This window comes from Variovorax sp. Varisp85 (genome assembly GCF_047304045.1).
Lineage (GTDB): Bacteria > Pseudomonadota > Gammaproteobacteria > Burkholderiales > Burkholderiaceae_C > Variovorax.
The window spans coordinates 64,428-82,195 of the sequence record NZ_JBGLYN010000014.1 but is presented as its reverse complement, the minus strand read 5'-3'; the positions used below and the strand labels follow the sequence as shown (position 1 = coordinate 82,195).

General features: G+C 66.2%; 23 protein-coding genes. 3 read left to right on the top strand and 20 right to left on the bottom strand.

The window, feature by feature from the left end:
* The first annotated feature begins 290 nt into the window (after positions 1-290).
* Entirely contained in the window at positions 291-1,457 is a 1,167-nt protein-coding gene (locus ACCC97_RS08380) for a trypsin-like peptidase domain-containing protein (protein ID WP_007835300.1), read from the top strand.
* A gap of 27 nt (positions 1,458-1,484) precedes the next feature.
* On the opposite strand, the gene tatC is transcribed toward ACCC97_RS08380, so the two are convergent.
* The 9 genes from tatC to ACCC97_RS08335 all read right to left on the bottom strand — a co-directional run bounded on the left by tatC (position 1,485) and on the right by ACCC97_RS08335 (position 6,364).
* Entirely contained in the window at positions 1,485-2,294 is an 810-nt protein-coding gene (gene tatC, locus ACCC97_RS08375; protein WP_056586067.1) for a twin-arginine translocase subunit TatC, read from the bottom strand.
* A 65-nt stretch (positions 2,295-2,359) separates the two neighbouring features.
* Positions 2,360-2,827, bottom strand: a complete 468-nt coding sequence (gene tatB, locus ACCC97_RS08370) for a Sec-independent protein translocase protein TatB (protein WP_007835284.1) — start codon at positions 2,825-2,827, stop codon at positions 2,360-2,362.
* A 16-nt stretch (positions 2,828-2,843) separates the two neighbouring features.
* Positions 2,844-3,086, bottom strand: coding sequence for a Sec-independent protein translocase subunit TatA (gene tatA / locus ACCC97_RS08365; RefSeq protein WP_007835282.1), 243 nt, complete (start codon positions 3,084-3,086; stop codon positions 2,844-2,846).
* A 65-nt stretch (positions 3,087-3,151) separates the two neighbouring features.
* Positions 3,152-3,511 (bottom strand): histidine triad nucleotide-binding protein, encoded by a 360-nt coding sequence (locus ACCC97_RS08360; RefSeq protein WP_007835279.1) that lies wholly within the window; start codon positions 3,509-3,511, stop codon positions 3,152-3,154.
* A complete protein-coding gene (locus tag ACCC97_RS08355; RefSeq protein WP_007835277.1) occupies positions 3,501-3,890 on the bottom strand; it encodes a DUF4870 family protein in 390 nt (129 codons plus the stop codon). Before ACCC97_RS08355 ends, ACCC97_RS08360 begins: the two co-directional genes overlap by 11 nt.
* Before the next feature lie 13 nt (positions 3,891-3,903).
* On the bottom strand, positions 3,904-4,296 hold the full coding sequence (locus ACCC97_RS08350; protein ID WP_413332273.1) for a phosphoribosyl-ATP diphosphatase: 393 nt from the start codon (positions 4,294-4,296) through the stop codon (positions 3,904-3,906).
* Positions 4,293-4,682, bottom strand: a complete 390-nt coding sequence (gene hisI, locus ACCC97_RS08345) for a phosphoribosyl-AMP cyclohydrolase (protein ID WP_413313818.1) — start codon at positions 4,680-4,682, stop codon at positions 4,293-4,295. The genes ACCC97_RS08350 and hisI overlap by 4 nt, the downstream gene beginning before the upstream one ends.
* Before the next feature lie 41 nt (positions 4,683-4,723).
* A complete protein-coding gene (hisF, locus tag ACCC97_RS08340; protein ID WP_007835271.1) occupies positions 4,724-5,509 on the bottom strand; it encodes an imidazole glycerol phosphate synthase subunit HisF in 786 nt (261 codons plus the stop codon).
* A 21-nt stretch (positions 5,510-5,530) separates the two neighbouring features.
* On the bottom strand, positions 5,531-6,364 hold the full coding sequence (locus ACCC97_RS08335; RefSeq protein ID WP_056586058.1) for a D-hexose-6-phosphate mutarotase: 834 nt from the start codon (positions 6,362-6,364) through the stop codon (positions 5,531-5,533).
* A gap of 173 nt (positions 6,365-6,537) precedes the next feature.
* Between ACCC97_RS08335 and ACCC97_RS08330 the strand changes: the two genes are divergently transcribed.
* Entirely contained in the window at positions 6,538-7,842 is a 1,305-nt protein-coding gene (locus ACCC97_RS08330; RefSeq protein ID WP_007835265.1) for a dicarboxylate/amino acid:cation symporter, read from the top strand.
* An 8-nt stretch (positions 7,843-7,850) separates the two neighbouring features.
* Positions 7,851-8,774: an amino acid ABC transporter substrate-binding protein gene (locus ACCC97_RS08325; protein WP_007835263.1), complete on the top strand. Its 924-nt coding sequence runs from the start codon at positions 7,851-7,853 to the stop codon at positions 8,772-8,774.
* A 256-nt stretch (positions 8,775-9,030) separates the two neighbouring features.
* Here ACCC97_RS08325 and hisA read toward each other — a convergent pair whose 3' ends face one another.
* The 11 genes from hisA to ACCC97_RS08270 form a co-directional block, all read right to left on the bottom strand.
* Positions 9,031-9,771 (bottom strand): 1-(5-phosphoribosyl)-5-[(5-phosphoribosylamino)methylideneamino]imidazole-4-carboxamide isomerase, encoded by a 741-nt coding sequence (gene hisA / locus ACCC97_RS08320; RefSeq protein WP_007835261.1) that lies wholly within the window; start codon positions 9,769-9,771, stop codon positions 9,031-9,033.
* 63 nt (positions 9,772-9,834) lie between these two features.
* A complete protein-coding gene (gene hisH / locus ACCC97_RS08315) occupies positions 9,835-10,494 on the bottom strand; it encodes an imidazole glycerol phosphate synthase subunit HisH (RefSeq protein WP_007835259.1) in 660 nt (219 codons plus the stop codon).
* A gap of 19 nt (positions 10,495-10,513) precedes the next feature.
* Complete coding sequence (hisB, locus tag ACCC97_RS08310) at positions 10,514-11,122, bottom strand: imidazoleglycerol-phosphate dehydratase HisB (RefSeq protein WP_007835258.1); 609 nt, start codon at positions 11,120-11,122, stop codon at positions 10,514-10,516.
* Positions 11,119-12,210, bottom strand: coding sequence for a histidinol-phosphate transaminase (gene hisC, locus ACCC97_RS08305; protein ID WP_413332271.1), 1,092 nt, complete (start codon positions 12,208-12,210; stop codon positions 11,119-11,121). The genes hisB and hisC overlap by 4 nt, the downstream gene beginning before the upstream one ends.
* Positions 12,207-12,554: a hypothetical protein gene (locus tag ACCC97_RS08300; RefSeq protein ID WP_157632216.1), complete on the bottom strand. Its 348-nt coding sequence runs from the start codon at positions 12,552-12,554 to the stop codon at positions 12,207-12,209. The genes hisC and ACCC97_RS08300 overlap by 4 nt, the downstream gene beginning before the upstream one ends.
* Before the next feature lie 5 nt (positions 12,555-12,559).
* Entirely contained in the window at positions 12,560-13,393 is an 834-nt protein-coding gene (locus tag ACCC97_RS08295) for a hypothetical protein (protein WP_413332268.1), read from the bottom strand.
* 38 nt (positions 13,394-13,431) lie between these two features.
* On the bottom strand, positions 13,432-14,754 hold the full coding sequence (hisD, locus tag ACCC97_RS08290) for a histidinol dehydrogenase (protein WP_007835254.1): 1,323 nt from the start codon (positions 14,752-14,754) through the stop codon (positions 13,432-13,434).
* A gap of 11 nt (positions 14,755-14,765) precedes the next feature.
* Complete coding sequence (gene hisG / locus ACCC97_RS08285) at positions 14,766-15,407, bottom strand: ATP phosphoribosyltransferase (protein ID WP_007835253.1); 642 nt, start codon at positions 15,405-15,407, stop codon at positions 14,766-14,768.
* Positions 15,404-16,705, bottom strand: coding sequence for a UDP-N-acetylglucosamine 1-carboxyvinyltransferase (murA, locus tag ACCC97_RS08280; RefSeq protein WP_007835252.1), 1,302 nt, complete (start codon positions 16,703-16,705; stop codon positions 15,404-15,406). Before murA ends, hisG begins: the two co-directional genes overlap by 4 nt.
* Before the next feature lie 41 nt (positions 16,706-16,746).
* Positions 16,747-16,989, bottom strand: a complete 243-nt coding sequence (locus ACCC97_RS08275; protein WP_007835251.1) for a BolA family protein — start codon at positions 16,987-16,989, stop codon at positions 16,747-16,749.
* 20 nt (positions 16,990-17,009) lie between these two features.
* Complete coding sequence (locus ACCC97_RS08270; protein ID WP_042673676.1) at positions 17,010-17,765, bottom strand: ABC transporter permease; 756 nt, start codon at positions 17,763-17,765, stop codon at positions 17,010-17,012.
* Positions 17,766-17,768: the final 3 nt, after the last annotated feature.

The window sequence follows — 17,768 nt, the reverse complement described above, 5'->3', positions numbered from 1 at the left end:
GCAGGAAGGTCGTGACCGCGCGCCAGCCCGCAAAACCAGGTGAGAAAACGGAAAAATGGCGCGCCGACGAAATGCCTGGCCGCTTCCGCCGGGTGGGCAGCGCGGGAGGCCGGGGAAACATGGGCCGGGTGGGACCTGTGGAGCGATGCTACGGGTTAACCCGGATTCACGCTGGCAGTCAGCCCAATCTCGACCGCGTGGCGCGGTTTCTGTTCCGTGCGGTTGAGGGACAATTGACAACATCGCTGCGCTCCACGGCAGCCTTCCAACGTCTTTTTCACCAATCTTTCATGAAACGCACCTGGCTGCTCTTTGCACAAGCCGTGACTGTCCTGCTCGCGGCCTATTTCGTCGTCGCGACGCTCAAGCCCGAGTGGATCCACAAGCGCGCGACCTCGCTGGGCGGCGTGGTGTCGATCGTCGAGGCGCCCGCGGGCAACCCGAACATCCCGACGGCCGGCAGCCTGAGCGTGCCGGCCAAGAAGGCTTCGCCGGCGGTGGTGAGCATCAACACCAGCAAGGCCGCGCAACGCCATCCGCGCAGCAACGACCCGTGGTTCCGCTTCTTCTTCGGCGACCAGGACGACCAGCCCCAGGTGGGCCTGGGCAGCGGCGTGATCGTGAGCGCCGACGGCTACATCCTCACCAACAACCACGTGGTCGAGGGCGCCGACGAGATCGAGGTAACGCTCAACGACAGCCGCCACGCGCGCGGCAAGGTGATCGGCACCGACCCCGACACCGACCTGGCCGTGCTGAAGATCGAGCTCGACAAGCTGCCGGCGATCGTGCTGGGCGACTCCGACGCGCTGCAGGTGGGCGACCAGGTGCTGGCCATCGGCAACCCATTCGGTGTCGGCCAGACCGTGACCAGCGGCATCGTCTCGGCGCTGGGGCGCAACCAGCTCGGCATCAACAACTTCGAGAACTTCATCCAGACCGACGCGGCCATCAACCCTGGCAACTCGGGCGGCGCGCTGATCGACGTCAACGGCAACCTGCAGGGCATCAACACTGCGATCTATTCGCGCTCGGGCGGCAGCATGGGCATCGGCTTTGCCATTCCGGTGTCGATGGCCAAGATCGTGCTCGAAGGGATCGTGAAGGAAGGCCAGGTGCGCCGCGGCTGGATCGGCGTGGAGCCGAACGAACTCTCGCCCGAACTCGCCGAGACCTTCGGCGTGAAGGCGGACACCGGCGTGATCATCACCGGCGTGCTGCAGAACGGCCCGGCTGCCAAGGCCGGCATCCGACCCGGCGACGTGATCACTTCGGTGGGCGAGAAGAAGACGGACAACGTGCAGGCGCTGCTGACCGCAGTGGCCGGCCTGAAGCCTGGCAGCACCGCGAGGTTTGCGCTGCAGCGCGGCAGCGACAAGATGGAACTGGACGTGATGCCGGGCCTGCGGCCGAAGAGCCCGGTGCGGCAGGTACCGAATCAGCAGCAGCCCGAATAACGGGCTGCCGTCAGGCCAGCCGGCGGGTCAGGACTGCGCCGAATCGGCGCTTTCGTCTTCTTCGGGCTTCCTGGCGGCACTGGCGAAATACTTGGCACCGATGATGCCCACCTCGTACAGCAGGCACATCGGCACCGCCAGCGCCAGCTGCGACACCACGTCGGGCGGCGTGAGCACCGCGGCCACGACGAACGCGACCACGATGAAGTAGCCGCGGAAGGACTTGAGCTTCTCGATGGTCACCATCTCGAAGCGCACCAGCAGCATCACGACGATCGGCACCTGGAAGGCCACGCCGAAGGCGATGTACAGCGACAGGATGGCCTCGACGTACGACGAAATGTCGGGCGTCGCCTGCACCGCTGCGGGGGCAAAGCGCTGGATGAAGCTGAACATCTTGTCCAGCACGAAGAGCTGCACGAAGGCAATGCCGGCATAGGCCAGCAGGCTGCCGAAGAAGATCAGCGGCAGCGCGAATTTCTTTTCATGGCTGTAGAGCCCGGGCGCGACGAACATCCACGCCTGGTACATGAGCCAGGGCAGCGCCAGCAGCACGGCCGCCATCATCAGCACCTTGAGCGGCACGAAGAACGGGGAGAACACACCGATGGCGATGAGCTTTGCGTCGTGCGGCATGTGCGCCTTGATCGGCATCGCGATCAGGTCGATCAACCCGCCCGGGCCGGGCCAGATGGCCAGCAGGATGCCCGCGACCACGAGGCCATAGACGCAGTAGAGCAGGCGGTCGCGAAGCTCGACCAGGTGCGCCACGAACGGCTGTTCGGTGCCCGCCAGTTCGTCTTCTTTGTCTTTGTTCTTGTTGTCGGAATCGGCCATTGGAAAAGAAGATAGCGTGACGTCGGCCGGCGTGCGGCGCTCGCGGAACGCGGTGGTGGGGGACGCTAGTTGATCTTGTTGATCGTGTGCGGGCGGAAGCGCGCGACACGCGCGGCACCCGACAGCGCCTTGGTGCGCACGCCGTTGCGCGCCTTGTACCACTGCGGCGTGGCGCCCTGCTTCAGTCGCCAGTTCTTGCGGGGATGCTTGTATTCGGGCGGCGACGGCTCGGGTTCGGCCAGCGCCGAGAGGGTTTCGCCCGAACCGCTGAACTGCTTCTCGAATTCGCTCGCGCCGGTGTGGATGCTGTGCTCGACGTCGCGCGCCGCATCCTCGACGGTGGTCTTCATCTTGCGGAGCTCGTCGAGCTCCATCGAGCGGTTGACTTCGGCCTTGACGTCGTTCACGTAGCGCTGCGCCTTGCCGAGCAAGGTGCCGACGGTGCGGGCCACGCGCGGCAGCTTTTCCGGACCGATGACGATCAGCGCCACGACGCCGATCAGCGCCAGCTTCTCAATGCCGAGGTCGAGCACGTGCTGCTGCCCGCGCTCAGGACTTCTGACGCGCTTCGACGTCGATCGTCGACTTGTCGCTGTTGGCCGGCTGGCCAGTCACTTGCTGGGTGGGGGCCGGCGGGGTGGCGGCGTCGGACGAACCGTCCTTCATGCCGTCCTTGAAGCCCTTGACGGCGCCGCCAAGGTCCGAACCCATGTTCCGCAGCTTCTTGGTGCCGAAGATCATGACCACGACGAGCAGCACGATCAACCAGTGCCAGATGGAAAAAGAACCCATGGAGAACTCCTAAGAATGTGTCCGATTTTAGTCGGGCGGAATGTGACAGTTTGGACTAACGCCACTCAACCGCGAAGCCACGGGCGGGGGCCGCCCATGACATGGACATGGAGATGGTGAACCTCCTGGCCGCCCTCGCTGCCCGTGTTGACGACGACCCGGTAGCCGCCGTCCGGATAGGGCCTGCAGCCCTGCTCCAGCGCCAGCTTGGGCGCCAGGATCATGATCTTGCCCATGAGGGCCGAGTCGTCGGGCGTGAGCTGCGCCATCGAAGCGATGTGCTTCTTGGGCACCAGCATGAAATGCACCGGCGCCCAGGGCGAGATGTCGTGAAAACCGAACAGGTCGTCGTCTTCGTAGACCTTGCGCGAGGGGATCTTGCCTTCGATGATTTTGCAGAAGACGCAGTTCGGGTCAGATGACATCTTTGGGTTCCATGGGACGGCCGTCGTTCATGCGGATCATGCCCTTCACGATCCGGTACAGGAACCACAGCGAGATCAGGCTCCAGGCGATCCAGCCCGGCACGAAGAACAGCAGCCAGAGCCACGAAGTAACGATGTACAGCAGGCCGGCCCACAGCACCGAGCGGATGCGCCAGCTGAAGTGCGATGCCTGCCAGGTGCCGGCCGCGTCGTCGCGCTTGACGAAGTCGATCACCAGCGCAATCAGCAGCAGCAGCACGGAGGCCTGCGCCCCCGGCACGACGGCGCCGATGGCCACGATCAGGTGCAGGATGTAACTGACCCAGCCCCAGGTCTTGAGGGAGTCGTCGGGTTCCACGTTCACGATGTCGTTGGCCATGGTCGATGTCCTTTCAATCGTTGGAGGCTTCGGATTCCCGCGCCTGCACCTTGCGCAGCGCTTTTTCCTCGATGCCGCTGGTGCCCTCGCGGCGCTCGAGTTCCGCGGTGACGTCGGCGGGGGAAAAACCGTAGTGCGCCAGCGCCACCATGGTGTGGAACCAGAGGTCGGCCACTTCGTTCACTATTTTGGAGCGGTCGCCGCCGTGGTCGGCGTCCTTGGCGGCCATCACGACCTCGGTGGCTTCCTCGCCGATCTTCTTGAGGAAGGCGTCGGGGCCCTTGTGCAGCAGGCGCGCGACGTAGCTCTTGTCGGGGTCGCCTCCGCGCGCGGGCAGGCGGCTTTCGATGACCGAGGCAAGGCGTGCAAGGGCGTCGGAGGTGCTGTGGTTCACTGTGGCCGTCATTTGTAGATCGACTCCGGGTCTTTCAAGACGGGTTCGACCACGGTCCAGCCGCCGTTCTCGTACTTGCTGAAGAAGCAGCTGTGGCGGCCGGTGTGGCAGGCGATGCCGGGCTCGTGGCCGAGCTGGGTGACCTTGAGCAGCACCACGTCGTTGTCGCAGTCGAGGCGGATCTCGTGCACGGTCTGCACGTGGCCCGATTCCTCGCCCTTGAACCAGAGCTTGTTGCGCGAGCGGCTGAAATACACCGCGCGGCCGAGCTCGGCGGTCTTTTCGAGCGCCTCGCGGTTCATCCAGGCGAACATCAGCACGTCGTTGCTGCCTTGCTCCTGCGCGATCACGGGCACCAGGCCGCTCGCATCCCACTTCACTTCATCGAGCCAATTCATCGCGGTATTGTCGGGGATGGGGAAAGACCCTTAAGGCACGTTCAACGGTCGATCCGCACGGGAATGCCCCGCGCGGCCATGCGGGCTTTGGCCTCGCCCACCGTGTGCTCGCCGTAGTGGAAGATGCTGGCCGCCAGCACTGCATCAGCGCCGCCGGTCTGGATGCCGTCGGCCAGGTCGTCGAGGCTGCCGACGCCGCCCGAGGCGATCACCGGCACATTGACGGCATTGCTCACGGCGCGGGTCAGTTCCAGGTCGAAGCCGCTCTTGGTGCCGTCGCGGTCCATGCTGGTGAGCAGGATCTCGCCGGCGCCGCGGCGCGCCATCTCGGCTGCCCATTCGACGGCGTCGAGGCCGGTGTTCTTGCGCCCGCCGTGGCTGTACACGTCCCAGCCCGCCCCGCGCGTGGCGGCCTCTTCGGGGCTGCGGCGCTTGGCGTCGATGGCGACCACGATGCACTGCGAGCCGTATTTCTGCGAGGCGTCGTTGATCACCTGCGGATCCGAGATGGCGGCCGAGTTGAAGCTGGTCTTGTCGGCGCCCGCGTTGAGCAGCCGGCGCACGTCGGCCACGGTGCGCACGCCGCCGCCCACGGTCAGCGGAATGAAGACCTGCGAAGCCACGGCCTCGATGATCGGCAGGATCAGGTCGCGTCCGTCGCTGGTGGCGGTGATGTCGAGGAAGGTGAGTTCGTCGGCGCCCTGCGCGTTGTAGCGCGCGGCGATCTCGACGGGGTCGCCCGCATCGCGCAGTTCGAGGAAGTTGACGCCCTTGACGACGCGGCCGCCGGTGACGTCGAGGCAGGGAATGATGCGTTTGGCAAGCATGAAAAATGAACCGGTAGGAGATCAGAGAACGCGGAGCTGTTGCCAGCCCTGCCATTGGGCGCCGGGCGCCAGCAGGACGGGCTCGTCGATGCGGGCCGCCTCGACGCAGAGCATGTGGCGGAAGCCGTCTTCGGGCATGTCGGCGAGTTTCGCTCCGAGCACGGCACCGGGGTTCCAGACCACGGTTTCGCTGCAGCTCGCGCTTTGTGCGATTTCGAGCGTGCTGCCTGGCTGCACGAGGCGCAGCGGCTTGGCGGGCGCGGCGTAGACGCTGTCGAATTCCGCGTCGAAATGCAGCGCCGCGGCGGTTTCCACATGACGGTCGTCGCGCAGCGAATCCCAGCGGTTGGCGCCCTGCAGGCCTTCGAGGCGCACGTGGGCGATGTCGTCGACGCGCAGATAGGTGTGCAGCGCGGCCGCAAAGGTCCAGGGCGCATGGTCGATGTTGACGAGCGTGAGCGTGGTGCGCAGCCCGCCGGCGGACAGGGTCGCTTCCAGCCGTGCCTCAAAAGCGTGCGGCCACAGCCTTCGGGTGGCTTCGTTGTCGCGCAGCGTCAACCGCAGCGTCTGCGGCGCATCGGCGGCCGCTTGCGACCAAGGCAAATTGCGCATGAATCCATGTTTGGGCAGCATGCCGCGCTGGTTGAACTGGGGGCAGCAGATGGGCACGCCGCCGCGAATGGCGGCCTGCCCGTCGAACACCGCGCGCGGACTCAGATAAAGTCGCTCCACCCCGCTGGCCGTGGCCCACGAGAGCACTTGGGCGCCATGCAATGCAACGGTCAGGGTGCTTCCATCGGCGCCCGTGGCGCGGATGGCGGGCTGGCCGCGGAACTCGATCAGGCTGGTTTCCATGCCCGGAATTGTAGGCAGCGACCGCGCGGTGGCACGGAATTGGCATCAAGGGCCCATTGCGTGCACGGGGCCTTCTTGGATACCCTGTGGCCGCTTGCATCGGGGGACAGCATGCAAGTCGGCCCCGTGCACTCGAAAATCACTCTCACACGACAGACAAAAAGGGGATACGCATGAAGAAGCTGCCGATGGCCGCATGGATCCTGATCGCGATGGTGCTCGGCATCGTCGTCGGCTACATGATCTTCTCGAGCTTTCCGGACAAAAAGGCCGCGAAAGAAATTGCAGATTACGTCTCCATCGTCTCGGACGTGTTCCTGCGCCTGATCAAGATGCTGATCGGCCCGCTGGTGTTCTCCACGCTGGTGGTGGGCATCGCGCACATGGGCGACGCCAAGTCGGTCGGCCGCGTGTTCGGCAAGGCCATCGGCTGGTTCCTGACCGCCTCGCTGATCTCGCTGGTGATCGGCCTGGTCATGGCCAACCTGCTCAAGCCCGGCGAGAACCTGGGCCTGCCGCTGCCCGACATCGGCGCCTCGGCCAACCTGGCCACCGCCAAGTTCACGCTGAAGGACTTCGTGAGCCACACGGTGCCCAAGTCGTTCGTCGAGGCCATGGCGAACAACGAGATCCTGCAGATCGTGGTGTTCTCGATGTTCTTCGGCGTGGCGCTGGCCTCGCTGGGCGACAAGGCCAAGACACTGGTGGCGGCCATCGAGGAGCTGTCGCACGCGATGCTCAAGATCACCGGCTACGTGATGAAGCTCGCACCCCTGGCGGTGCTGGCCGCCATGGCCGCCACGGTGGCTGTCAACGGCCTGAGCATCCTGCTGAAGTTCGCGGTGTTCATGGGCGACTTCTACCTGGGCCTGTTCGTGCTGTGGAGCGTGCTGATCCTGGCGGGCTTCCTGTTCCTCGGCCCGCGCGTGTTGAAGCTGCTGGTGCTCATCAAGGAAGCCTTCCTGCTGTCGTTCGCCACCGCGAGCTCCGAAGCGGCCTACCCGAAGATCCTGCAGGCGCTCGACCGTTTCGGCGTGAAGCGCAAGATCTCGAGCTTCGTGATGCCGATGGGCTACTCGTTCAACCTCGACGGCTCGATGATGTACTGCACCTTCGCGGTGCTCTTCATCGCCCAGGCCTACAACATCCACATGCCGATCAGCACGCAGATCACGATGCTGCTGATCCTCATGCTCACGTCCAAGGGCATGGCCGGCGTGCCGCGCGCCTCGCTGGTGGTGATTGCCGCCACGCTGAACCACTTCGACATCCCCGAAGCCGGCCTGCTGCTGATTTTGGGCGTGGACACTTTCCTAGACATGGGCCGCTCGGCCACCAATGCGGTGGGCAACTCCATTGCCACCGCGGTGGTCGCCAAGTGGGAGGGCGAACTGATGTCCGAGCGCGATGCCGAGGTCAACGCCCGCGCGATCGACGAAGAGGCGGCTGCCACCCTCGCCCACCCCGCACACGCGTGAGGCGCGCCATGAAGCCCAAGGCCACGCCGTCGGTTTTTCTCGCCGTACTGCTGCTGGCGGCCGCCATGCTCGTGCCTGCAAGGCCGGCACAGGCGCAGGAGCAAGCCCCCACCGCGCTGACCGGCACTCTTGCCAAGGCGCGCGAGACGGGCGCCATCACCATCGGCTACCGCGAATCGTCGGTGCCGTTCTCGTACCTCAATGCGCGCAAGGAGCCGATCGGCTATTCGATCGAGCTTTGCCGCGCGCTGGTGACGGCCATCGAGGACGCAGTGAACAAGAGCCTCACCATCAAGTGGGTGCCCGTCACGTCCGATTCGCGCATCGATGCGGTCGTGAGCGGCAAGGTCGACCTGGAATGCGGCTCGACCACCAGCAACCTCGAGCGCCAGAAGCGCGTGAGCTTCTCGCCGACGATGTTCGTCTCGGGTACCAAGGTGCTGGTGAAGAAGGGCTCGCCGATCAAGTCGTTCCGCGACCTCGCGGGCAAGAAGGTGGCGGTGACGGCCGGCACCACGAACGAGAAGACGCTGCGCGACCTGTCGGAAAAGTTCAAGCTGAACATCGACCTGCGGGTGGCGCGCGACCACGCGGAGTCGTTCGCGCTGGTGAAGAGCGGCCAGGCCGACGCCTTCGCGACCGACGACGTGCTGCTCTATGGCCTGATCGCGCAGGACGCCGCCAAGGCCAACTATGAGGTGGTCGGCGATTTCCTCTCCTACGACCCCTACGGGATCATGTACCGCAAGGACGATCCGCAGCTGAACAAGTTGGTCATCGACACCTTCCAGGTGCTGGCGGAAGACGGCGAGATCCATCGGCAGTACAAGCGCTGGTTCCTGCGCAAGCTGCCTTCGGGGGAGAGCATCAATCTGCCGATGAGCGAGCAGCTGGAAACGATCATCCAGACGATGTCGGTGAAGTCCGAATAGCTTCTTTTCAGGGCGCGGCCTGACGTTTTCTTACTCAGCGAACGGTCAGGAGGATTTCATCCAATTGCCTGAGGAACCCTGGGGCATCTCAACGGCATGGCGCCATGAAATTCTTTCTGGAAGCAGTGGCGGTACTCGGACTGGCCATCGTCCTGGCCGGGGTCATGCTGAGCCTGCTGGCAGGCGATCAAGACCTCGATGAAGCCGAGCCTGAAAAGGAACCGGCACGCCCGCCCAGGGCGGCGCCGGCAATGCGTCAGGCCGCCAGTTCGTCCGCGCGGGCCTGCGCGGCGGCGAAGTCGAGGTCGCCCGAGTAGATCGCGCGGCCGCAGATCACACCTTCCACGCCGTCGGACTCGACTTCGCAGAGCTTGTCGATGTCGGCCATGTTCGACAGGCCGCCCGAGGCGATCACGGGGATGGTCAGCGCCTGCGCGAGCTTGACGGTGGCCTCGATGTTGATGCCCGAGAGCATGCCGTCGCGGCCGATGTCGGTGTAGATGATCGATTCGACGCCGTAGTCCTCGAACTTCTTGCCCAGGTCGGCCACCTCGTGGCCCGTGAGCTTGCTCCAGCCGTCGGTGGCGACCTTGCCGTCCTTGGCATCCAGGCCCACGATGATGTGGCCGCCGAAGGCGCTGCAGGCGTCCTTCAGGAAGCCGGGGTTCTTGACCGCGGCGGTGCCGATGATCACGTAGCGCAGGCCGTCATCGATGTAGCGCTCGATGGTGTCGAGGTCGCGGATGCCGCCGCCGAGTTGCACCGGGATGTCGTCGCCCACCTCTTTCAGGATCGCCTTGATCGCCGCGTGGTTCTGCGGCTTGCCGGCGAAGGCGCCATTCAGATCGACCAGGTGCAGCCGGCGCGCGCCGGCCTCGACCCACTTGCGGGCCATGGCGGCAGGGTCTTCGCTGAAGATGGTGGACTGGTCCATGTCGCCCTGTTTGAGGCGAACGCAGTGGCCGTCTTTGAGATCAATGGCGGGAATGAGGAGCATGGAAGTGACGCGAGTGTGCGGGATCCGGGCTGTGGGAGTGTCGGCCCGGTCGGAAAAATAGGTTCAGGGTTTCCAGTGGAGGAAATTGCGATAGAGCTGCAACCCGTGGTCCGCACTCTTCTCCGGGTGGAACTGGGTGGCAAAAATGTTATCGCGTGCGATGGCCGCGGTAAAGCTCGCGCCGTATTCCGCCTCGCCCACGCTGTGTTTGGGGTCCGCCGGACGGGCATAGAAGCTGTGCACGAAGTAAAAATAGCTCAGGTCGGGCACGCCCGCCCACACCGGATGCGGCTGGGCCTGGCGCACCTGGTTCCAGCCCATCTGCGGCACCTTGAAGCGGCTGCCGTCGGCCTGCAGGCGCCCGGCCAGGTCGAATTTGACGACTTCACCTGGAATGAGGCCCAAGCCGTCGGTCGGGCCTTCGTCGCTACGCGACAGCATCATCTGCATGCCCACGCACACGCCGAACAGCGGCTTGCTGGCGGCCGCCTCGAGCACCGATTCCTGAAGGCCGGAGTCGCGCAGCTCGCGCATGCAGTCGGGCATGGCGCCCTGCCCCGGCAGCACCACACGGGTCGCCTTGCGGACCACGTCGGGGTCGGAGGTGACGAACACCTCCACGCCCACCTGGTCGGCCGCATGGCGAACGGCCTGCGACACCGAGTGCAGGTTGCCCATGCCGTAGTCGACGACCGCGACGGTATTTGCTGCTGCAGATTTCATAGCTGTTCGCTGGCGGGCTTCAGAGCGAACCCTTGGTCGATGGAATGACCCCGACGGAGCGGGGATCGATTTCGAGCGCGCCGCGCATGGCGCGCGCAAAAGCCTTGAACACCGTCTCGCACTGGTGATGCGCATTGACGCCCTTGAGGTTGTCGATGTGCAGCGAGACGAAGGCGTGGTTCACGAAACCCTGGAAGAACTCGTAGGTGAGCTGGCTGTCGAAGGTGCCGATCATCCCGCTGGTGAAAGGCACGTGCATCACGAGGCCCGGACGGCCCGAGAAGTCGATGACGACACGGCTCAGCGCCTCGTCGAGCGGCACATAGGCATGGCCGTAGCGGCGGATGCCTTTCTTGTCGCCGACAGCCTTGGCCACGGCCTGGCCCAGCGTGATGCCCACGTCTTCCACCGTGTGGTGCCCGTCGATGTGCAGGTCGCCCTGGCAGTCGATGTCGAGGTCGATCAGCCCGTGGCGGGCGATCTGGTCGAGCATGTGGTCGAAGAAGCCGATGCCGGTGGAAAGCTTGGCGCGGCCGGTGCCGTCGAGGTTCACGCTGACGGTGATCTTCGTCTCGGCGGTGTTGCGGGTGACCGTCGCTGTGCGATCGGCAATCTGGGGGGTGGTCATAGTGAGGCTTCGAGTGCCGCGAGCATCCGCGCATTCTCGTCGGCCGTTCCGACGGTGAGACGCAGGCAGTTCGCGAGCAGTTCATGCATTTTAGAAACGTTCTTCACCAGAACGCCGCGAGCCTTCATACCCTCGAAAGTCCTGGCGGCATCGGGCACGCGCAGGAGGATCATGTTGGCGTCGCTGGGCCAGGTCTTCACGCCGGGCAGGCGGCCGAGCCCCGTCATCAGGCGCTCGCGCTCCTCGCGGATCTGCCGGGCCTGCGCCTCGAACACGTCGGCATGCTCCAGCGCGAACAGCGCAGCCTCGCAGTTGAGCACACTGATGTTGTAGGGCGGGCGCACTTTGTCGATCTCGGCGACCAGCGCGGCCGGACCCATCATGTAGCCCAGGCGGATGCCGGCCAGCCCGAACTTGCTGAGCGTGCGCATCAGCAGCACGTGGCCGTGCTTCGCCAGCCGGTCGATGTAGCTGCGGGCGGCAAAGGGCTGGTAGGCCTCGTCGATCACCACCAGGCCGCCCTGCGCGCCCTGGGCTTCGACGATCTTCTCGAGGACGGCGTCGTCCCAGAGGTTGGCGGTCGGGTTGTTGGGGTACGCGAGATAGACGATGGCGGGCTTCTCGCGCTCGATGGCGGCCAGCATGGCGGCCTCGTCGAGCTCGAAGTCGGCCGTGAGCGGCACGCCAACGAACTTCAGGCCCTGGAGCTTCGCGCTCATGGCGTACATCACGAAGCCGGGCACGGGTGCCAGCACGGCCGCACCCGGCAGGTCGCAGGCGATGGCCAGCAGCGAGATCAGTTCGTCCGACCCGTTGCCCAGCATCAGCGCGAAGCCTTCAGGCATTTGCGCATGTGCCGCCAGCGCGCTGCGCAGATCGGCGCCACGGTCGCCGGGGTAGCGGTTGAGCGCCAGCGTGCCGAGCCGCGTGCCGAGTTCGGCCTGCAGCGCGGGCGGCAGGCCGAAGGGGTTTTCCATGGCGTCGAGCTTGATGAAGCCGCGCGCGTCCTGCACCGCATAGCCATGCATGGCCCGCACGTCGTGGCGGATGCGGTCGAACGGCGGGCGAGCGGATTCAGGAGCGGTCATCGGGTGCAGTGATAGCTGTTCTTGAGGGCGCCGGACATGACCAGTTGCACGGGCATGTCGGCTTCGTAACTGTCGGCGTTGCGGGTCAGCTCGGTCTGGTAGAGCGAACGGGCCATGGAGGGTTCGAGGCGGCGGCCCTCGACGCAGAACAGCGGCTTCTGGCCGTTGCGCTGCGAAGATTCGACGCCTTCGCGCAGGCCTTCGAGCACGCCGACCAGGTAGTAGCTGGCGTAGGCCTTGCCCTCCTTCTCGTTGGCCTCGAGCGTGCGCAGCTCGCGGATGCTCATGGCCTGCGCGCCGGAGGCGACGGCGAGTGCGAGCAGCAGGAACGCGGCACGCTTCATCGGCATCACCTGCGGTAGCGCGGCGGCGGCGCGTAGGCGCCGTCGGCCGGGAAGGCGCTGGGCTGCGACGGGTCGGCGCCGCGGCGCTGGCGGCGCGGGGTGTCGCGCTCTTCGAGCTCGAACAGCGCGGCACCGATCACGCCGACGTTGCGCACGTCGCCGGCTTCGGTGTTCGCAGCGTAGGCGCGGCCGGGCGCTGAAAAACGGAAGGCGGCCACCTCGTTCTGGCTCTTGCGAAAGCCCTCGATGGTCAGCGACTGCAGCGGCCGCAGCACGTAGCCGCCGTTGCGCATGCTGCCGGGCTTGCCGTTGAGCACGTCGAGGCCGTCGACGGTGGCGATCACTTCGTAGCTGCGCTCGCTCAGGTTGCGAAAGCGCAGTGTGTAGCGCGCGCCTTCGACACCGGCGAGACGGAACATGTCCTCCCCGCCGCTGCCCCGGCGGGTGCGCTGCAGGGGCAGCGGACGGCCGTCCTCGTCGAGCACGGACCATTCGACATCGCCATCGGCCAGCAGCAGGTTCAGCCGCCGCTCGGGATTGCTGCCCACCGCGCGGCGCACGGCGGAGGCCTCGTTGTAGCCCACCGAGGCCACGTCGTCCGGCCGGTCGGACAGGCGCTTGGCGACGACGGTGCGGGTCTTCGATTCGATGCCCTCGCCCCATTGCGTGCCAAGCTGCGGCGCGGGTGCGGCCGGCGCGGCGGCGCTGGACGTGGCGCTGGCGGCGGCCGATTCGCGCGGAGCCTGCGGCATCTGGCTGCAGGCGGCCAACAGCGCGGCCCCCGCAATGGCAGTCGCGGCGAACCTGAACAGGCGCGAACCGAAGAGACGACCGATCATCTTGCTTGCTCCTCCCGAGGACGGGTTGTTGTTGGAGTTCAGATCTTACGCAGCCGCATGCGGGCGGCCTCGGCGTGCGCCTGCAGGCCCTCGCCCTCGGCCAGCGTGACGGCGACCGGGCCGAGCGCCTGGGCGCCGGCCTCGCTGACCTCGATCAGGCTGGAGCGCTTCTGGAAGTCGTAGACGCCCAGCGGGCTCGAGAAGCGCGCCGTGCCGCTGGTCGGCAGCACGTGGTTCGGCCCGGCGCAGTAGTCGCCCAGGCTCTCGCTGGTGAAGGCGCCCAGGAAGATCGCGCCGGCGTGGCGCAGCAGCGGCTCCCAGCGATTCGGTTCGCTGCTGCTGACTTCCAGGTGCTCGGGCGCGATGCGGTTGCTGATCTCGCAGGCCTCTTCCATGCTCTTCGTGTGGATCAGCGCGCCGCGGCCGTTGAGCGAGGCGGCGATGATTTCGGCGCGCGGCATGGTGGGCAGCAGGCGATCGATCTCGGCCTGCACGCGGTCGATGTAGGCGGCGTCGGGGCACAGCAGGATGCTCTGCGCCAACTCGTCGTGCTCGGCCTGGCTGAACAGGTCCATCGCCACCCACTCGGGCGGCGTGGTGCCGTCGGCCAACACGAGGATTTCGCTCGGGCCCGCGATCATGTCGATGCCCACGGTGCCGAACACGCGGCGCTTGGCTGCGGCCACGTAGGCGTTGCCGGGGCCGGTGATCTTGTCGACGGCGGGGACGGTCGCGGTGCCGTAGGCCAGCGCGGCCACGGCTTGCGCGCCGCCGATGGTGAAGGCGCGCGTCACGCCGGCCGCGTAGGCGGCGGCCAGCACGAGCTGGTTCTTCTCGCCCTTCGGCGTCGGCACGACCATGATGATTTCGGCGACGCCCGCGACGTGCGCAGGAATGGCGTTCATCAGCACGCTCGACGGATAGGCGGCCTTGCCGCCCGGCACGTAGATGCCGACACGGTCGAGCGGCGTGACCTTCTGGCCGAGCAGCGTGCCGTCGGCGTCGCGGTAGCTCCAGCTCTCGCCCGAGGCCTTCTTCTGGGCCTCGTGGTAGCTGCGCACACGGCGTGCGGCGGCTTCGAGCGCGCCGCGCTGCGCTGCGGGCAGCGACTCGAAGGCGGCCTTCAGTTCGGCCTGGGTCAGCTCCAGCTCGGGCAGCGTCTTCGCGTCGAGCTTGTCGAAGCGATTCGTGTACTCCAGCACCGCAACGTCGCCACGCGTTTGAACGTCGGCGAGGATGTCCGCCACCACCTTCTCGATGGCCGCATCCGCGTCCGCGGACCAATGCAGCCGCGCCTTGAATTCAGCGTCGAAGCTGGCTGAAGTCGTGGACAGTCGGGCGGGGGCTGCTTTCAGAGTCATGTGCGTGATGTTCAGGCGGAAGGAATGGCCGACGCGAACGCGTCGATGATGCGGCGGATGGGCTCGCGCTTGAGCTTGAGCGCCGCCTGGTTGACCACCAGCCGGGCGCTGATGTCCATGATGCGTTCCACCTCGACGAGGTGGTTGGCCTTGAGCGTGTTGCCGGTCGAGACCAGGTCGACGATGGCGTCGGCCAGGCCCGTGAGCGGCGCCAGCTCCATGCTGCCGTAGAGCTTGATCAGGTCGACGTGCACGCCCTTGCTGGCGAAGAAGTCGCGCGACAGGCCCACGTACTTGGTCGCCACACGCAGGCGCGAGCCCTGCTTCACGGCCGAGGCGTAGTCGTAGTCGGCGCGCACGGCCACGCTGAGGCGGCAGGCCGCGATGCGCAGATCGAGCGGTTGGTACAGGCCCTGGTTGCCGTGTTCGAGCAGCACGTCGAGCCCGGTCACGCCGAGGTCGGCGCCGCCGTACTGCACGTAGGTGGGCACGTCGGAGGCGCGCACCAGCACCACGCGAACGTCGGGGCGGGTGGTGCCAAGAATGAGCTTGCGCGACTTCTCTGGGTCTTCGGTGACCTCGATGCCGGCGGCCGCCAGCAGGGGCATCGTTTCTTCGAAGATGCGGCCCTTGGAAAGCGCCAGGGTGATCATGCGGCGGCTCCGGTCAGTCGTTCGATGTCGGCGCCCAGGCCGCGCAGCTTGGCTTCCATGCGGTCGTAGCCCCGGTCGAGGTGGTAGATGCGGTCGATCAGGGTTTCGCCCTCGGCCACGAGGCCGGCGATGACCAGGCTGGCCGAAGCGCGCAGGTCAGTGGCCATCACGGTCGCGCCCGAGAGCTGCTGCACGCCCTCGACCATCGCGACCTTGCCCTCGACGTGGATGTTGGCGCCCAGGCGAACCATCTCGTTCACGTGCATGAAGCGGTTCTCGAAGATGGTTTCGGTGACCATCGAGGCGCCGCGCGCGATCACGTTCAGGGCCATGAACTGGGCCTGCATGTCGGTCGGGAAGCCGGGGTATTCGGTGGTGCTGAAGCTCTGTGCCTTCAGATGTTCGCAGGCCGGGCCCTTGGAGCTGACGCGCACGCCGTCCTTCTCGCAGGCGACGGTGCAGCCCGCGTCGCGCAGCTTGTCGATCACGGCGTCCATGTGATCGCCGCGCGCGTGGCGCAGGAAGGCCTCGCCGCCCGTGGCCGCGACGGCGCACAGGAAGGTGCCGGCCTCGATGCGGTCGGCCACCACGGCGTGTTCGCAGCCGTGCAGCTTCTCGACGCCCTGGATGCGGATGTGGCTGGTGCCGTGGCCTTCGATCTTGGCGCCCATGCGGATCAGCATTTCGGCCAGGTCGACGATCTCGGGCTCCTGCGCGGCGTTCTCGAGCAGCGTCTCGCCCTCGGCCAGTGCGGCGGCCATCAGAAAGTTCTCGGTGCCGGTGACGGTAACCATGTCGGTCAGGATGCGCGCGCCCTTCAGGCGGGTGCGGCCTTCGGGCAGGCGCGCGACCATGTAGCCGTGGTCGACCACGATCTCGGCGCCCATGGCCTGCAGGCCCTTGATGTGCTGGTCGACCGGCCGCGAGCCGATGGCGCAGCCGCCGGGCAGCGACACCTTGGCATGGCCGAAGCGCGCCAGCAGCGGGCCCAGGGCCAGCACGGAGGCGCGCATGGTCTTCACCAGCTCATAAGGCGCTTCCGGGTTGTTCAGGTCGCCGGCATTCAGGCGCACCGTGCCGCCGTCCTTCCCATCCTGGCCGCGCTCGGCCACGACGCCCATGTTGCGCACCAGCTTGAGCATGGTCGACACGTCCTGCAGGCGCGGCACGTTGTGCAGCGTCACGGGCTGGTCAGTCAGCAACGCCGCGCACAGTTCGGGCAGCGCGGCGTTCTTGGCGCCGGAAATGAGTACTTCGCCGCGGAGCTCTCGCCCGCCGCGAATCAGAAGTTTGTCCATCGAAATTCCAGCGAAATCAGGGGCCTGCGAGGGCCGGGGAGTTATTTTTCCACCGCCGCCCATTCGGCCGGCGTGTAGGTCTTCATCGAAAGCGCATGCACCTCGTCGGTGTGCATTTTCGCACCGAGGGTGGCGTAGACCCGCTGATGGCGCTGGATCGCGCGCTTGCCCTCGAATTCGGCCGAGACGATGGTGGCATACCAATGCCGGCCATCGCCCTCGAGCGTGATGTGCTCGCACGGGAGGTGGGACTGGATCAGGGCCTGGAGTTGTTCGGCGGTCATGGGGTCTGGAGAAGAAGCGTTCAGCCTCGGATTTTGTAGCCGATGCGCAGGAGATGGACAGCGATGGCGCTCACCGCCAGCCACGCGGTGCCGACGATGCCCAGGCTGAGCCAGGGCGATGCATCGCTCACGCCGAAGAAGCCGTAGCGGAAGCCGTCGATCATGTAGAAGAACGGGTTCAGGTGGCTCACGCTCTGCCAGAACGGCGGCAGCGAGCCGATCGAATAGAACACGCCCGACAGGAAGGTCATGGGCATGATCAGGAAGTTCTGGAACACCGCCATCTGGTCGAACTTCTCGGCCCAGAGGCCGGCGATCAACCCGAGCGTGCCGAGCATCGCGGCCCCCAGCAGCGCGAAAACGACGATCCAGACCGGCGCCACGAAGTTCGGCATCGCGAAGAAGACCGTGACCGCGAACACGCCCAGCCCCACGGCCAGCCCGCGGATGACCGACGAGCCCACGTAGGCGAAGAACCAGCCCCAGTGCGACAGCGGCGTGAGCAGCACGAACACCAGGTTGCCCATGATCTTGCTCTGGATGATCGAGGACGAGCTGTTGGCGAACGCGTTCTGCAGCACGCTCATCATCACGAGGCCCGGCACGAGGAAGGCCGTGTAGCCGACGGTGCCGTAGACCGTCACGCGGCCCTCGAGCACATGGCCGAACACCATGAGGTACAGCAGCGCGGTGAGCACCGGCGCACCGACCGTCTGGAACCCGACCTTCCAGAAGCGCAGCGTCTCCTTGTAGAGCAGCGCGCGCCAACCGGTCACGGC

What these genes read in the sequence shown, in the direction of transcription:
- ACCC97_RS08380 (WP_007835300.1), top strand. Translation starts at nt 291, where the DNA reads ATGAAACGCACCTGGCTGCTCTTTGCACAAGCCGTGACTGTCCTGCTC.
- tatC (WP_056586067.1), bottom strand. Translation starts at nt 2,294, where the DNA reads ATGGCCGATTCCGACAACAAGAACAAAGACAAAGAAGACGAACTGGCG.
- tatA (WP_007835282.1), bottom strand. Translation starts at nt 3,086, where the DNA reads ATGGGTTCTTTTTCCATCTGGCACTGGTTGATCGTGCTGCTCGTCGTG.
- ACCC97_RS08360 (WP_007835279.1), bottom strand. Translation starts at nt 3,511, where the DNA reads ATGTCATCTGACCCGAACTGCGTCTTCTGCAAAATCATCGAAGGCAAG.
- ACCC97_RS08355 (WP_007835277.1), bottom strand. Translation starts at nt 3,890, where the DNA reads ATGGCCAACGACATCGTGAACGTGGAACCCGACGACTCCCTCAAGACC.
- ACCC97_RS08350 (WP_413332273.1), bottom strand. Translation starts at nt 4,296, where the DNA reads ATGACGGCCACAGTGAACCACAGCACCTCCGACGCCCTTGCACGCCTT.
- hisI (WP_413313818.1), bottom strand. Translation starts at nt 4,682, where the DNA reads ATGAATTGGCTCGATGAAGTGAAGTGGGATGCGAGCGGCCTGGTGCCC.
- hisF (WP_007835271.1), bottom strand. Translation starts at nt 5,509, where the DNA reads ATGCTTGCCAAACGCATCATTCCCTGCCTCGACGTCACCGGCGGCCGC.
- ACCC97_RS08335 (WP_056586058.1), bottom strand. Translation starts at nt 6,364, where the DNA reads ATGGAAACCAGCCTGATCGAGTTCCGCGGCCAGCCCGCCATCCGCGCC.
- ACCC97_RS08330 (WP_007835265.1), top strand. Translation starts at nt 6,538, where the DNA reads ATGAAGAAGCTGCCGATGGCCGCATGGATCCTGATCGCGATGGTGCTC.
- ACCC97_RS08325 (WP_007835263.1), top strand. Translation starts at nt 7,851, where the DNA reads ATGAAGCCCAAGGCCACGCCGTCGGTTTTTCTCGCCGTACTGCTGCTG.
- hisA (WP_007835261.1), bottom strand. Translation starts at nt 9,771, where the DNA reads ATGCTCCTCATTCCCGCCATTGATCTCAAAGACGGCCACTGCGTTCGC.
- hisH (WP_007835259.1), bottom strand. Translation starts at nt 10,494, where the DNA reads ATGAAATCTGCAGCAGCAAATACCGTCGCGGTCGTCGACTACGGCATG.
- hisB (WP_007835258.1), bottom strand. Translation starts at nt 11,122, where the DNA reads ATGACCACCCCCCAGATTGCCGATCGCACAGCGACGGTCACCCGCAAC.
- hisC (WP_413332271.1), bottom strand. Translation starts at nt 12,210, where the DNA reads ATGACCGCTCCTGAATCCGCTCGCCCGCCGTTCGACCGCATCCGCCAC.
- ACCC97_RS08300 (WP_157632216.1), bottom strand. Translation starts at nt 12,554, where the DNA reads ATGAAGCGTGCCGCGTTCCTGCTGCTCGCACTCGCCGTCGCCTCCGGC.
- ACCC97_RS08295 (WP_413332268.1), bottom strand. Translation starts at nt 13,393, where the DNA reads ATGATCGGTCGTCTCTTCGGTTCGCGCCTGTTCAGGTTCGCCGCGACT.
- hisD (WP_007835254.1), bottom strand. Translation starts at nt 14,754, where the DNA reads ATGACTCTGAAAGCAGCCCCCGCCCGACTGTCCACGACTTCAGCCAGC.
- hisG (WP_007835253.1), bottom strand. Translation starts at nt 15,407, where the DNA reads ATGATCACCCTGGCGCTTTCCAAGGGCCGCATCTTCGAAGAAACGATG.
- murA (WP_007835252.1), bottom strand. Translation starts at nt 16,705, where the DNA reads ATGGACAAACTTCTGATTCGCGGCGGGCGAGAGCTCCGCGGCGAAGTA.
- ACCC97_RS08275 (WP_007835251.1), bottom strand. Translation starts at nt 16,989, where the DNA reads ATGACCGCCGAACAACTCCAGGCCCTGATCCAGTCCCACCTCCCGTGC.